The organism is Achromobacter sp. 2789STDY5608621 (genome assembly GCF_001299375.1).
In the GTDB taxonomy this organism is placed as follows: domain Bacteria; phylum Pseudomonadota; class Gammaproteobacteria; order Burkholderiales; family Burkholderiaceae_B; genus Achromobacter; species Achromobacter insuavis.
Genome location: NZ_CYTU01000002.1, coordinates 71,309 through 85,902, shown reverse-complemented (window position 1 = coordinate 85,902; position 14,594 = coordinate 71,309). Strand labels below are relative to the sequence as shown.

Annotated in this window: 11 protein-coding genes; 5 read left to right on the top strand and 6 right to left on the bottom strand. The window is 67.8% G+C overall.

The window, feature by feature from the left end:
• Positions 1–22: 22 nt before the first annotated feature.
• Positions 23–3,556, bottom strand: a complete 3,534-nt coding sequence (gene smc, locus AOZ53_RS02830) for a chromosome segregation protein SMC (RefSeq protein WP_054486794.1) — start codon at positions 3,554–3,556, stop codon at positions 23–25.
• A gap of 313 nt (positions 3,557–3,869) precedes the next feature.
• Between smc and lplT the strand changes: the two genes are divergently transcribed.
• Positions 3,870–5,195 carry a lysophospholipid transporter LplT gene (lplT, locus tag AOZ53_RS02825; protein ID WP_054474941.1) on the top strand — a complete coding sequence of 442 codons (1,326 nt, stop codon included), beginning with the start codon at positions 3,870–3,872 and terminating at the stop codon, positions 5,193–5,195.
• Between the two features lie 72 nt (positions 5,196–5,267).
• On the opposite strand, the gene AOZ53_RS02820 is transcribed toward lplT, so the two are convergent.
• Positions 5,268–6,203 (bottom strand): uracil-DNA glycosylase, encoded by a 936-nt coding sequence (locus AOZ53_RS02820; protein ID WP_082385486.1) that lies wholly within the window; start codon positions 6,201–6,203, stop codon positions 5,268–5,270.
• The gene (gene tsaB / locus AOZ53_RS02815; RefSeq protein ID WP_054486793.1) at positions 6,200–7,471 is read right to left on the bottom strand and encodes a tRNA (adenosine(37)-N6)-threonylcarbamoyltransferase complex dimerization subunit type 1 TsaB; all 1,272 of its coding nucleotides are present in this window, start codon (positions 7,469–7,471) and stop codon (positions 6,200–6,202) included. The genes AOZ53_RS02820 and tsaB overlap by 4 nt, the downstream gene beginning before the upstream one ends.
• Positions 7,472–7,602: 131 nt before the next feature.
• Between tsaB and ompR the strand changes: the two genes are divergently transcribed.
• The 4 genes from ompR (at position 7,603) to AOZ53_RS02795 (ending at position 10,967) form a co-directional block, all read left to right on the top strand.
• A complete protein-coding gene (gene ompR / locus AOZ53_RS02810) occupies positions 7,603–8,337 on the top strand; it encodes a response regulator transcription factor RisA (RefSeq protein ID WP_003813882.1) in 735 nt (244 codons plus the stop codon).
• Between the two features lie 34 nt (positions 8,338–8,371).
• Positions 8,372–9,766, top strand: coding sequence for a sensor histidine kinase RisS (locus AOZ53_RS02805; RefSeq protein ID WP_006389232.1), 1,395 nt, complete (start codon positions 8,372–8,374; stop codon positions 9,764–9,766).
• Between the two features lie 59 nt (positions 9,767–9,825).
• Positions 9,826–10,374: a peroxiredoxin gene (locus tag AOZ53_RS02800; RefSeq protein WP_006389231.1), complete on the top strand. Its 549-nt coding sequence runs from the start codon at positions 9,826–9,828 to the stop codon at positions 10,372–10,374.
• Between the two features lie 74 nt (positions 10,375–10,448).
• Positions 10,449–10,967 (top strand): carboxymuconolactone decarboxylase family protein, encoded by a 519-nt coding sequence (locus AOZ53_RS02795; protein ID WP_025137075.1) that lies wholly within the window; start codon positions 10,449–10,451, stop codon positions 10,965–10,967.
• Positions 10,968–11,040: 73 nt separating this feature from the next.
• Here the strand turns inward: AOZ53_RS02795 and AOZ53_RS02790 are convergent, their stop codons facing one another.
• The 3 genes from AOZ53_RS02790 to ispD form a co-directional block, all read right to left on the bottom strand.
• Positions 11,041–13,014, bottom strand: a complete 1,974-nt coding sequence (locus AOZ53_RS02790) for a DUF4344 domain-containing metallopeptidase (protein ID WP_082385484.1) — start codon at positions 13,012–13,014, stop codon at positions 11,041–11,043.
• 399 nt (positions 13,015–13,413) lie between these two features.
• Entirely contained in the window at positions 13,414–13,899 is a 486-nt protein-coding gene (gene ispF, locus AOZ53_RS02785) for a 2-C-methyl-D-erythritol 2,4-cyclodiphosphate synthase (protein WP_054474938.1), read from the bottom strand.
• Positions 13,896–14,579 (bottom strand): 2-C-methyl-D-erythritol 4-phosphate cytidylyltransferase, encoded by a 684-nt coding sequence (gene ispD / locus AOZ53_RS02780; protein ID WP_054429643.1) that lies wholly within the window; start codon positions 14,577–14,579, stop codon positions 13,896–13,898. Before ispD ends, ispF begins: the two co-directional genes overlap by 4 nt.
• Between the last annotated feature and the right edge of the window lie 15 nt (positions 14,580–14,594).

Below are 14,594 nucleotides of genomic sequence, written 5' to 3'. Positions count from 1 at the left end.
CGGCGCCATTCTGAATATTGGTTTATGCCGCTTCGGAGGCCATCATCTGGACGGCCGAATCTATGTCTACCGCAACGATACGCGAAACCCCCTGCTCTTGCATGGTGACGCCGATCAGTTGCTTGGCCATCTGCATCGCGATCTTGTTGTGCGAGATGAACAGGAACTGGGTCTGCTCGCTCATGTTGGCGACCAGGTTGGCGTAGCGTTCGGTATTGGCGTCGTCCAGCGGCGCGTCCACCTCGTCCAGCAGGCAGAACGGCGCGGGGTTCAGCTTGAACAGCGCGAACACCAGCGCGGTGGCGGTCAGCGCCTTTTCACCGCCCGACAGCAGGTGGATGGTGCTGTTGCGCTTGCCCGGCGGCTGCGCCATGACCTGCACGCCGGCGTCGAGGATTTCCTCGCCGGTCATGGTCAGCTTGGCCTCGCCGCCGCCGAACAGCTTCGGGAACAGCTCGCCAAAGTGGCCGTTGACGACGTTGAAGGTCTCTTGCAGCAGGTCGCGGGTTTCGCGGTCGATCTTGCGGATCGCGTCTTCCAGGGTCTCGATGGCGGTCATCAGGTCCTGGTGCTGGTCGTCGAGGAAGCCCTTGCGCTCGCGCGAGGTGTTCAGTTCGTCCAGCGCGGCCAGGTTGACCGAGCCGAGCGATTCGATCTGGCGCGAGATGCGCGTGACTTCCGATTGCAGCCAGCTGGCGCGGCGCCATTCGTCGGGCTGGTTGGCCAGGTCCTGGGCCAGGGCCTCGCGGTCGACCTCGCGGGCGTTGAGCTGCTCGGTGAACTGCTCTTCGGCCAGGCGCGCGGCCTGTTCCTGCAACTGCAATTCGGTAATGCGGGCGCGGCGCGGCTCGAGCGTGCGCTCCTGCTGCATGCGGTCTTCGTCGGCGCCGCGCAGCAGGGCCGCCAGGTTTTCCATTTCCTGGCGCGCGCGCGACAGCGCCTCTTCGCGCTCGGCGCGCAATTCCAGGGCGTCCTGCAGGCCGGCCTGGGAGGCCGAGGCGTCCAGGTCGACCAGGTCGGCCAGCAACTGTTCGAGTTCGACCTCGCCGCGCTGGCTCTGGTCGGCCGCCAGCTGGCGGTTGCGCTGCAGGTCGGTGATGCGGACCTGGATGCCGCGCTCGGCGAATTCGGCTTCCTGGGCGGCGCGTTCGAGCTCGCGCAGGCGGGTGCGGGCGGCCTCGGCCTGGGCGGCCAGGGTCTCGCCGTCCATTTCCGCGTCGGCGAAGCGCGACTGGTGCTCGGCCAGTTCCTCGTCGAGCGCCTCGAAGCGGGCTTCGGCCTCTTCGCGGGTGGCGCGCAGGTCTTCTTCATGCGCCGAGATCTCTTCGAGGTCCTGGCGCAGGCGCGAGGCGTGCTGGCCGGACTGCTCGGCCTGCTGCTGCAGGCGCGAGTGCTCCAGCTGGATGTCGTGCACCCGGCGGGTGACTTCGGCGACCCGCTGGCGGGCCGGCGCGATGGCCTGGCTGACCTGCTGCCAGGCGACCTCGGCGCGGGCGACGGCGGCGCGGGCCTGGTCGGTGATGAGCTGCTGGGCCTTGATCTCGCGCTGCAGGTTTTCGATTTCCTGCTGGCGCGCCAGCAGGCCGGCCTGCTCGGAATCCGGGGCATAGAAGCGCACGCTGTGCGCATCGACCAGATGGCCCGCCTTGACCACGCAGGCGGCGCCGGCCGGCAGCGTGGCGCGGGTGGCCAGGGCCTGGGCCAGATCGGTGGCGGTGTAGATGCCGCCCAGCCAGTCATTGAGCAGCGTGCGCAGGTCCGGATCGGTGATGCGCAGCAGGCTGGCCAGCGGCGTCAGGCCGGCGGGCGCGGCCGGCGCGGGAGCCGCGGCCGGCAATTGATAGAAGGCCAGGCGGGCCGGCGGCGCGTCCTCGGAGAAGGCGCGGGCCCAATCCAGGCTGCGCACCTCGAGGGACGCCATGCGCTCGCGCAGGGCGGCTTCCAGGGCGGTCTCCCAGCCCGGTTCGATATGCAGTTTCTGCCACAGGCGCGACAACCCGGCCAGCTCGTGCTTGGCCAGCCACGGCTCCAGCGCGCCCTGTTTCTGCACGTCTTCCTGCAGCTTCACCAGCGCCGACAGGCGGGCTTCCAGGCGCGCCAGGTTCTGCGCGTCGGTCTGGGCGGCGGCCTGGGCGCGGCTGCGCTCGGCGTCGGCGTCGGGGATCTGGCCTTCGAGGGTGGCCAGCGCTTCCTGGGCCTCCTCGAGCTGGTCTTCGCCGGCGACGCGGTCGCCGGCCAGTTGCTCCAGGCGCACCGGATCGGGGCTGTGCAATTCGCGCAGTTCCTGCTGCAGGCGCTCGCGGCGCTGCTCCAGGGTCTGCATCTGGCGGTCGGCGTCGCGCTGGGTCTGCGCCACCAGGGCCAGGTTCTGCTCCACCCGCGCCAGCGAGGCGCGCATCTCGTCGCGGCCGGAAGCGGCCTCGCGCACGCGCTGCTCGACCGCCGGCAACGCCGCCTGGGCGTCCTCGGCGGCGGCGCGCGCCTCTTCGGTGCGGGCGGCGCCGGCGGCCAGGTCTTCCTCGGCCTGCGCGATCTGCTCGGTGCAGTGCTCGCGCTGGCTGGTCCATTCGGCGATCTGCTGCTGCAGCTGGTCGCGGCGGGCCTGCAGGCGATTGCGGGAATCCACCACGTGGCGGATTTCCGCCTCCAGGCGGCTGACCTGGGCGTTGGCCTCGTACAGGGCGCCCTGGGAGGTGTGAACCGCGTCGCTGGCGGCGTAGTGGGCCTGGCGCCGGGATTCGAGCGCGGCCTCGCCGGCCCGCAGGCCGGCGATGGCGGCTTCCAGCTCGTTCTGGGCCTGGGCCATTTCCTGGGACTTCCTGGCGCGCTCTTCGCGCGCGCCGGTTTCCTTCAGGAACCACAGCGCGTGCTGTTTCTTTTCGCCGTCGGCCTGCAGCTCGCGGTAGCGGGTGGCGACCTCGGCCTGGGCCTCCAGCTTTTCCAGCTGGCTGTTCAGTTCGCGCAGGATGTCTTCGACGCGGGTCAGGTTCTCGCGCGTGTCGGACAGGCGGTTTTCGGTCTCGCGGCGGCGCTCTTTGTAGCGCGACACGCCGGCGGCCTCTTCCAGGAACACCCGCAATTCCTCGGGGCGTGCCTCGATCAGGCGGTTGATCATGCCCTGGCCGATGATGGCGTAGCCGCGCGCGCCCAGGCCGGTGCCCAGGAAGATGTCATGGATGTCGCGGCGCCGGACCTGCTGGTTATTGACGAAATAGCTGCTGGTGCCGTCGCGCGTCAGCACGCGGCGCACCGCGATCTCGGCGTAGGTGCTCCATTGCCCGGCGGCGCGGCCCTCGCTGTTGTCGAACACCATTTCGACCGACGCGCGGGCCGCCGGCTTGCGGTTGCCCGAGCCGTTGAAGATGACGTCCTGCATGGACTCGCCGCGCAGCTCCGAGGCCTTGGCCTCGCCGAGCACCCAGCGCACCGCGTCGATGATGTTCGATTTGCCGCAGCCATTGGGACCCACCACGCCCACCAGCTGGCTGGGCACGGGAATCACGGTGGGATCGACGAAGGACTTGAAGCCGGCGAGTTTGAGCTGAGTAAGACGCACAGTACGATGACGACGGGGTGGGTTGAACGAAAGGCGTTAACGGACCTGCCGCACAGATTGCAAACCGGCCCGTGTAGGGCCGGCTTGCGTATGGGTCGTATGATACCGCAGGCAGTCTGTCCCCAAACGTGAGCAAAGGTCAAGCCGGGGACTGCCCGCCCCCTTGGCGGCCGCGCGACTGACCCACCGCAACCCGCGGGCAAACGCTGAATAGCCCTCCCCCCGTCACGGGCTATACTCGCTGACACTTTTTCGCAAGACGCATAATTTTCACGCAGACCGACCGGGCTCAGGTCAAAGTACGGGGACATTCTTGAAACGAGGTTTCTATCTGGTCATGGCCGCGCAGGCCTTCTCGTCATTGGCGGACAACGCGCTATTCATTGCCGCGATCGCCCTGATACAGGAACTGCACGGCCCCGACTGGCTGGCCCCGATCATGAAATGGTCCTTCGCGCTGGCCTACGTGGTGCTGGCGGCCTTCGTCGGCGCCATCGCCGACTCCTACCCCAAGGGCCGCGTGATGTTCTCGACCAACGCCCTGAAAGTGGCCGGCTGTCTGCTGATGTTCTCGTACGCCAGCATCGGCGTGGCGCCTGAATACCAGACCTACCTGGTCTGCGCCGCCTACGGCGTGGTGGGCATCGGCGCCGCCGCCTACTCCCCCGCCAAGTACGGCATCGTCACCGAAATGCTGCCCCCCAGCATGCTGGTCAAGGGCAACAGCTGGATCGAGGGCCTGACCGTCTTCTCCATCATCCTGGGCACGGTGCTCGGCGGCCTGCTGATCTCGACCACGGTCTCCACGGCGCTGCTGCAACATTCCTTCATCGGCAAGCTGGTGCACACCCCGGCCGAGGCGGCCATCCTGGTGATCGCCTTCGTCTACCTGCTGGCGGCGCTGTGCAACCTGCTGATCCCGCACACCCACGTGCGCTATCCGCCGCAGCAGAAGAACCCGATCAAGCTGATGGGCACCTTCCGGGGCTACGTCCGCGTTCTCTGGAAAGACAAGCTGGGCCAGATCTCGCTGGCCGTCACCACCCTGTTCTGGGGCGCCGGCGCCACGCTGCAGCTGATCGTCATCGAATGGGGCCGCAGCCACCTGGGCTACCAACTGGACAAGGCCTCCATGCTGATGGGCGTGGCCGCCCTGGGCACGGTGGTGGGTTCGATCCTGGCCGGCCGCATTCCGCTGCGCCGCGCGCTGTCGGTGCTGCCGGTGGGCGCGGCCATGGGCCTGGTGGTGCTGCTGATGCCGCTGGTCTACTCGCCCTGGAGCGTCTACCTGCTGCTGTTGCTGACCGGCGGGCTGGCGGGCTTTTTCGTGGTGCCGATGAACGCCCTGCTGCAGCATCGCGGCCACGTGCTGCTGTCGGCGGGCCACTCGATCGCGGTGCAGAACTTCAACGAGCAGCTCAACATCCTGCTGATGGTGGCCGTGTACACGCTGCTGCTGTGGCTGCAGCTGCCCATCAACGTCATCATCGTGATCTTCGGCACCGTCGTCGCCGTGCTGATGGTGGTGTTCATGCGCTGGAGCAAACGCAACCTGACGGACAACCCTGAACTGCACGACCAGATCGGCCAGGAAGGCCACGGCCACGCGCTCGACTCGCACTCGCATTCGCGCCAGTAAAAAGCCGGCCGCCGCCCGCGCGGCCCGCCCCGTCCCCCGGCAGCGCCCGGGGCCGACAACGCCCCGGCGGCGCTAGACCAGCCGGGCCGCCAGCTTCAGGTCCTGCCAGGCCCGCGCCTTCTCGGCCGGGCTGCGCAGCAGGTAGGCCGGGTGATAGCTCACGATCACCGGGATCTCGCGCCCCTCATCCGTTTTCATCTGGTGCACGCGGCCGCGCAGGCTGCCGATGGTGGCATCCGTGCCCAGCAGCGTCTGGGCGGCGAAGCGGCCCAGCACCAGGATGCGCTCGGGCTTGAGCAGCGCGATCTGGCGCATCAGGTAGGGGCTGCAGGCGGCGATTTCCTCGGGCTTGGGATTGCGGTTGCCCGGCGGACGGCACTTGATCACGTTGGCGATGAAGACGTCGCGCTCGCGGCTCATGCCGACGGCGGACAGCATGGCGTCCAGCAATTGCCCGGAGCGGCCGACAAAGGGCTGGCCCTGCCGGTCTTCCTGCTCGCCCGGGGCCTCGCCCACCACCAGCCAGCGCGTGGGCTGGCCGCCATGGCCGAACACCGCGTGGCGCCGGCCGCCGCACAGGCCACAGGCGGTGCAGGCCAGCACCTGTTCGCGCAATTCATCCAGATTGGCATTCTTGACCGCTTCGGCGACCGGAATGACCGCCGGAGCGGCCTCCTCGACCGCCGCCTTGGGCGCCGGCTTGGGAGGCGGGCCATTGCGCAGGCCCGGTCCCGGGCCGGCCGCCCGGGCAACGGGCGTCTGGACTTGCGGCTGCGCCGCCGCGGGCGGCGGCGCGGCAACGTCGCGCACCGGCGCAGCGGCAGCGCCGGCCGGCTCGACGACTGGGGAATCCGTTTTGGAAACAACGACTTGCGGCGCGGGCACGGCCACCGGCTGCGGCGCCGGCCGCAGCCACAGGCGTTCCATGCCCAGCTCGCGCAGCCACAGGCGCTGCAGCGGATTCACGCGCGGCGCGGGCGAGGCCGGCACGGTATTGGGCGCCGTCACGCCGACGCTCCCACGGACGCCGCGGCGACAGGCGCGTCCAGGCGCTTCTGCATCACCAGCGCATCCTCGCGCCCGCCCTTCTCGGCCGGGTAATAACCGCGCCGCAGGCCGATCTGCAGGTAGCCGCGGGCCTTGTAGAACTCGACGGCCGACACATTGGACGGACGCACTTCCAGCAGCACGCCCTCGAGACCGCGTTCGCGCGCCTGCTGCTCGCACCAGTCGAGCAGCACGCTGCCCAGCCCCTGCCGATGCAGGTCGCGGGCCACGGCAATCACCAGCAGGTGAGCCACGTCGGGGGCGAACATCAGGATGCAGAAGCCCGCCACCCGGCCCTCACGCCGCAGCGTCCAGGCGCCATAGCCGGCCGCCAGCGCGTCGGTGAAATTGCCGCGGGTCCAGGGAAAGGCCTGGACGTTGGCCTCCAGGGCCACGACCTCGTCCAGGTCCGAGTCGGTCAGCGGCTGCGGGCAGACCGGCGCCAGCGTCGACTGCGCCTTGGGATTGCCGCCCTCGCCGCGCAGGCGTTCGGCGGTGGTGAAGGCGACCTTGTCGCGCACGTACAGCGGCGCGGCCAGCTCCGGCGGCACGGTTTCCCCGCGCTGCCAGGCCTGGCTCGCCAGGCGCGCCACGCTGGCGGCCTCGGGCCGCCGCGCCTCGGCGGCGCGGCGCCAGCCCGCGGGAATGGTCATCTCGGCGGCGTAGGCGTCCCAGGCGTCACCCGCCAGCAGCGCCTGCAGCGGCCGCCCGGCGGCGCGCGACCAGGCCGGCAGGTGGTGCGCCGTCCAGGGCGCCACTTCGGCGGCCGCGATCAGCAGCGGCGCCTGCAGGGTGTCCCAGACGGGCTCGCCCGTCGGGCCGGCGCCCTGGCGGTAGACCGCCAGATAGACTTCGTTCATGCGGGCGTCCAGCGCCACCACGATGGCGTCGTCCGGCCCGCCGCCCGCCTGGGCGGCCACGGCCTGATGCGAGACCACCGGCAATACCGGGATGCCCAGGCCCATGGCCATGCCCTGGGCCACGCCGCAGGCCACGCGCAGCCCGGTGAAGCCGCCCGGCCCCTGGCCGAACGCCACCGCCTGCAGGGCGCCAGGCGCCAGGCCGGCCTCGGCCAGCAGTTCATTGGCCATCGGCAAGAGGCGTTCCGCGTGCTCCTGGGAGCCCTCGTGTTCGCGGACGGCGACCTCCAGCCGCCCGTCGGAGACGCGCAAAAGGGCCACGCCGCACCGCGACGAAGAGGTTTCCAGAGCCAGCAGGTTTAGTTCCATAGATGCAGATTGTACGAAATACCGGGGGATTCCCCCCGTATGTAAGGGGGATTTCAACCATGGTTCGCAATGTGTAATATCTTGTGAACGCCCACTAGCCGCTGGTTCTTGTCACTGTTACATTTCCGGCCATGAACACGCAAAACACCACCCCCACCCGAAAAATCCTCGTCGTCGACGATGATCCGCGCTTGCGCGATTTGCTGCGTCGGTATCTGTCCGAGCAGGGATTCAACGTTTTCGTTGCCGAAGACGCCAAAGAGATGGGCAAACTCTGGCAACGCGAGCACTTCGACCTGCTCGTGCTGGATCTGATGCTGCCCGGCGAAGATGGCCTGTCCATCTGCCGCCGGCTGCGCGGTGGCCACGACAATACTCCCATCATCATGCTGACGGCCAAGGCGGAAGAAATCGACCGCATCGTCGGCCTGGAGATGGGCGCGGACGACTACCTGTCCAAACCGTTCAATCCCCGTGAGCTGCTGGCCCGGATCAACGCGATCCTGCGCCGCCGCGGCACCGAGGAACATCCCGGCGCCCCCAGCCAGGAAAACGAATCCATCGCCTTCGGCCCCTACGTGCTGAACCTGTCGACCCGCACGCTCACGCGCAACGGCGAACAGGTGCCCATCACGACCGGCGAATTCTCGGTGCTCAAGGTGTTTGCCCGCCACCCGAAGATTCCGCTGTCGCGCGACAAGCTCATGGAACTGGCCCGCGGCCGCGAATACGAAGCCTTCGACCGCAGCCTCGACGTGCAGATCTCGCGCCTGCGCAAGCTGATCGAGCCGAATCCGTCCAAGCCCGTATTCATCCAGACCGTCTGGGGTCTCGGATACGTGTTTGTGCCGGACGGTGGTAGTTGATCGATACGCCCGCCCCGGGCAGGAGCGCAGCCTCGTGCCCCGCTTGCGCAAAACCTTCAGGAACCTGACTTCACGTCTGCGGCTTGGCTTGTTCGGCCGCACGTTCCTGCTGCTGGCCGCCTTGATGCTGGTCAGTCTTGGGGCGTGGCTACAAGTCTTCTTCAGCATGGAGCTGGGACCGCGCGCCAATCAGATGGCGCAGCGGGTGATCACGGCCGTCAATATCACGCGCACCGCGCTGATCTATTCCCATAACGGCGAACGCAGCAAGCTCCTGCTCGACCTGGCCACCAATGAAGGCATCCAGGTCTATCCGCGCGAGGTCACCGACTTCGCCGAAGCCCTTCCCGACGACGATTACTGGCAGCGCGTGGCGCAGCATATCCGCACGCGCTTCGGCCCGGAAACCCAGATCGCCTGGGGCGTGAACCAGGTGCCCGGGTTCTGGGTCAGCTTCCAGATCGAAAAGGATCTTTACTGGCTGGTGTTCGAGCGCGAGCAGATCGGGCTGACCGGCGGCATCGAATGGCTGGGATGGGGCGCCACGGCGCTACTGCTGTCCCTGGTGGGCGCGGCGGTCAGCGTCGGCTTCGTCAACCGGCCGCTGTCGCGGCTGGCGCGCGCGGCCCAGGTGCTGTCGCGCGGCGAGACCCCGGCGCCCCTGCCCGAGCAGGGCCCGCTGGAGATCCGCGACCTGAACGCCTCGTTCAACCGCATGGCCAAGGACTTGCGGCAGGCCGAGGCCGACCGCGAGCTGATGCTGGCGGGCATTTCCCATGACCTGCGAACGCCGCTGGCGCGCATGCGCCTGGAAATCGAACTGAGCGGCGTGTCGGAAGACGCGCGCCAGGCGATCGACGAGGACCTCGGCCAGATCGACCACAGCATCGGCCAGCTGATGGAGTACGCCCGTCCCGCCGGCACCCTGCCGCAACTGGCCACCGACATTTCCGCCGTGCTGGCCGAGCTGTACGAGCGCGAGCGCAGCCACACCTCGTCGCTGGGCGGCGAGCTGGACGCCACGCTCGAACCCGGCCTGCGCGCCCGCATCACCGCGCTGGACCTGAAGCGCATCGTCAGCAACCTGATCGAGAACGCGCGCCGCTATGGCCGCTCGACCGACGGCATGGCCCATCTGGTCATGACACTGCAAGCTGAGGGCGGCATGATCGTGATCGAGGTATCCGACCGCGGTCCCGGCATCGCCCCCGAGGACGTCGACCGCCTGTTGCGTCCCTTCTCGCGCGGCGAAGCCGCCCGCACCGGCGTCAGCGGCGCCGGCCTGGGCCTGGCGATCGTCGAACGCCTGCTCAAGCACGTCGGCGGCGCCCTGCGCATGCTGCCGCGCGAGGGCGGCGGACTGACCGCCCGCATAGAGTTGCCCAAAGCGAAGTTTAGGAATTATCAATTAGACAACGATAATCCATAGCGTAGAATTTATGGTTTGAGGCACCGCCTTAATTCCACCAACAACTACTGGGAGTAAACATGAAAACTGTTGGCGACAAACTCGAGCCCTTCAAGGTTACCGGCGTCAAGCCCGGCTTCAACCAGCACGAAGAAAACGGCGTCTCGGCTTTCGAAGACATCACCGAAAGCTCGTTCCCCGGCAAGTGGAAGGTGATCTACTTCTACCCGAAGGACTTCACGTTCGTGTGCCCGACCGAAATCGTCGGCTTCAACAAGCTGGCCAAGGATTTCGAAGACCGCGACGCCGTCCTGCTGGGTGGCTCGAGCGACAACGAATTCGTCAAGCTGGCCTGGCGCCGTGAGCACCCGGACCTGAACAAGCTGGGTCACTACCAGTTCGGCGACACCACCGGCGCCCTGATCGACCAGCTGGGCGTGCGTGAAAAGGGCGCTGGCGTTGCCCTGCGCGCCACCTTCATCGTCGACCCGGACAACACGATCCAGCACGTTTCGGTGAACAACCTGAACGTCGGCCGTAACCCGGAAGAAGTCCTGCGTCTGCTCGACGGTCTGCAGACCGACGAGCTGTGCCCGTGCAACCGTACGGTTGGCGGCGCCACGCTGTAATTTCCAGCCCGGCCGGGGACCTGTCCGCAGGTCCTTCGCCGGGCTTTAACTGCGCTAGATTATAGGTAAAAACTATGGAATTTCTGACGACCATTAAGGAACAGCTGCCGGATTGGGCCAAGGACATCCGCCTGAATCTGGACGCCGTGATCGCCCGCTCGACCCTGGCCCCGGAAGACGCCGTCGGCGCCGCCCTGTCGGCCGCCTACGCCGCGCGCAGCCCGGTGCTGGTCGAAGCCTTCAAGAGCGGCCTGTCGGAAGCCGACGCCAATGCCGCGCTGACCGCCTCGGCGCTGATGGGCATGAACAACACCTGGTACCCGTATGTCGAGATGACCGGCGACGCCCAGCTCAAGAGCCTGCCGGCCCAGCTGCGCATGAACGCCTACGCCACTCATGGCGGCGTCGACAAGAAGCGCTTCGAGCTGTTCGCGCTGGTGGCTTCGATCATCGGCAAGTGCCACTTCTGCGTCGCCTCGCACTACGAGAACCTGAAGAAGGACGGCCTGTCGACGGAACAGCTGCGCGATGCCGGCCGCATCGCCTCCGTGGTCAATGCCGCCGCCCTGGCGCTGGCCGCCCAGGGCAAGTAAGCCCCGGCTGACGAAAAAAAACCCGCCTGCGCGAGCAGGCGGGTTTTTTATTGGACGCGCGGCGCCGCGGCGCTTACTTGTCCTGGGCGGTCTTGACCTTCACCATCGGCAGGCCGTTGGCGACCCAGGCCTCGATCCCGCCGCGGTACCAGTAGGCCGGCCAGCCCAGCGTGCCGGCGCGCAGCGCGGCGTTGTAGGACGAGCGGTCGTTCATGCTGGCGCCCACGAACACCAGGGGAACGTTGTGTTCCTTTTCGGTGCCCGTCTTCTTGTGCAGCCAGCCGTCGAAGGCGTTCTGCATCTGGTCCGCGACGCTGCCGTCCGAGCCCGCGTCGATCAGCGGGAAGGCATCGGGCAGCGTCTCGTTCGAGCCGCTGGTGTCGATCACCAGCAGGTTCTTTTCGTTCTTGTACAGGGCCACCAGGTCGCGCGTCGTGATGACCTTGGCGCGCGGGTGGCTGCTCGGCGTCGGGCCCTTGTAGGGCGACGAGAACAGCAAGGTGGTCGGCGGCACGCCGAGGTCGCGCAGTTCGTCGAAGCCGCCGCTGGGCGCGGCGCCGCCGGATTGCTGACGCGGCTGTTGCTGCGGTTGCTGCTGCGGCTGTTGCTGTTGGGGCGCGGCCGCGCCGCCCTGCTTGGGTTCGCCGCCGACCGTGCCCATCTCGATGTCGGACACCATCACCGCGATATTCTCGATCAGCTCGTAGCACATGGTGATCGTGCCTTCGCGCGGGCTGTACCAGGCGTTGAGCTTGCCGCAATCCTTGAACACCACATTGACCGGCCGCGGCAGGACGTAGGTCTTGCCCAGTTCCTTGATGTTGTTGCCGATCGGCTGGGACAGGTTGATGGCGAACAGGTTGCCGACGCGGCGCGACGACGGCTCGAACACCACGTTGACCGGCGCGCCGGGCGCGTTGGCCGGCTGCTCGCCGTCCGGCGTCCAGGCGCCGACGCGGGTGTGGGGCGCCAGGATCCTGCGCCAGGCGCGGTTCTGCTTGGAGTACTCATCCGCGCAGCGCGCCTTGGTCCGGTCCTCGAAGCCGACCTGCTGGACCAGGGATTCGAACACGCCGGGGTTGCCGCCGTACATGATGCACAGCATGTTGCGGAAGCGCTTGAGGTCGCCGGTGTGCTCGTCCTGCCAGGGCGAGTTGCCCGCGCCCTTGGCTTCGGCCAGCTTGCCGCTGTAGTACCACTGCAGCGCGGCGTAGGTCGCGCCGCCGTTGACCATGGCGTTGGCTTCCTTGTCCTTGGACGGGTACATGGTCGGCTCGACGATCTGCAGCGCCGAATAGATGTCGACCGCGTCTTCCTCGGCGCCGGTCGACGGCAATTCGAGTTCGCCGATCAGGGCATGGCCGAACTCGTGCAGGAAGATGCTGCGCATGATACCGGCATAGACCGACACCATGCGCACGGTATCGCCACCGAAGGTCGGCAGCGGTCCGGAACCCGGCACGCCGCTGTTCGAGCCGGATTGCGGCTGTTGCTGGGGCGCGCGCGGCGGCTGCTGCTGGGGCGCCCCGCCCTGTTGCGGCGCGCCGCCGGCAGGCTTGTTGGAATTCAGGCTCGAATTGATGGTGAAGTCGGCGATCCCGAAGGTGCCGACGTCATACGCCATGATGCCCAGTTCGGAGCCCAGCGCCGGCTCGTCTTCGATGTCGCCGATCTTCTGGCCGTTGACGATGAAGCGCGCCGCGCCCGGGACTTCGACGACCTTGATGCGGTCGGAGCCGTCCAGCTTGGCCACGTTGGGCACGTTGGCGATATCGCGGCGCTTGTCGCCGTTCAGACAGAACAGGATGGTCTGCTTGGCGGCCGTGAGTTCGAGCAGGCAAAGGGCCTTGCGCGCGCGATTGTTCAGCACCAGGCCGATCGAGGCCTTGGGGTTGGTCGAGTTCAGGACCACGTTGACGTCGGTGATGCGGCCGCTTTCCGGCGCCTCGCCCACGTTGAGATACAGCGTCTGTTCGCTGCCGGCGGCCGCCCGGTTGCGCAAGGTGAACCAGCCATCCTCGACGCCCGCGGTCCAGCCCTGCAGCATCTGGGATCGGACAGCCCCGGAAAGCGGGCCGAGCTGCTGCTCGAATTCTGCATGTGCAGGCGAACCAAAGGCGACCAGGGCCAAAAACAAGGCAGCGCCACGTACATGCATTTCTAGTGTCCCTATTATCCAGACGTTAAGTAGCGGCAGAGTATTCCAGTTCAAATGCACCCGCAAGACGAAAGCAGGCGGCGTTTCCGGCGCCGACGGCCGAAATCACGCGCAATCCCGCCAAACCGCAGCAAGGGCGCGGCTCGCGGCTTTTTTTGCGTTTTGTTAATTTATTATGGACATGTATCCGCACGAATATCCGTGCGAATAAAACAACGCATGCGCGCAAAAACAATGGCGCGGAGAAATCCGCGCCATGCGTTCAAAAACGGGTTGGCCTGGCGGCAGTCAGGTCCGCGCCAGCAATGCCACCACGGTCGCCGCGATGCCTTCCTTGCGCCCCAGGTAACCCAGGCCTTCGTTGGTCTTGGCCTTGATGTTGACCTCGGTTTCGGCCAGGCCGGTGTCGGCCGCGATGTTCCTGACCATGGCCGGCGCATGCGGGCCGATCTTGGGCGCCTGCGCATGCAGGGTCGCGTCGATGTTCACCGGCGTCCAGCCGGCCTGGCGCACCCGCGCCATGGCCTCGCGCAAGAGCACGCGGCTGTCCGCGCCCTTGAAGGCCGGATCGGTGTCGGGGAAATGGCGGCCGATGTCGCCGAGGCCGGCCGCGCCCAGCAGGGCGTCGGTGATCGCGTGCAGCAGCACATCGGCGTCGGAATGACCCAGCAGGCCGTGGCTGTGGGGAATGGTCACGCCGCCGATGATCAGCGGCCGGCCCTCGACCAGCGCATGCACGTCAAAACCCTGTCCAACGCGGAAAGGAATACTCATAGCCATTTTTCCATCAGTTCGAAATCGTCCGGCCAGGTCACTTTGAAATTGCGCATCGCGCCGGGCACCAGCAGCGGCGCGTAGCCGGCGGCCTCGATCGCCGAGGCCTCGTCGGTCACCGCCACGCCGTTCACCGCGGCGGCCGTCAGCGCGTCGCGCAGGGCGCCGGCGCGGAACATCTGCGGCGTCTGCGCCAGCCACAGGCCGTTGCGGTCGAGCGTGCGCTCGACCCGCTCGTGGCCACCCTTGACGGTGTCGGCCACCGGCAGCGCCAGCAGGCCGCCGACCGGATCCGCCAGGCAGGCGTCGATCAGGCGCGCCAGCGCCGCGGCCGGCAGGCCGGGGCGGGCCGCGTCGTGCACCAGCACCCAGGTATCGTCGGAGACGCCGCTGTCGGCCAGCGCCCCCGCCACGGTATCGGCGCGGGTGGCGCCGCCGCAGGCGCGCCAGACGGTGCGGGGCAGGCCGGCCACGGCCTGGTCGACCCAGCCGTCGCCCGGCGTCACCGCCACCCGCACCTGCGACACGCGGTCGTCGGCGAGCAAAGCGGCCACCGCGTGGCGCAGCATGGGCTGTCCGGCCAACGGACGGTATTGTTTGGGCACGCTCTCGGCGCCGGGGCGGCTGGCGCGGGCGCCGACGCCGGCGGCGGGAACGATGGCAATGATTGAGTCAGACATGGTTCGGTGATTTTA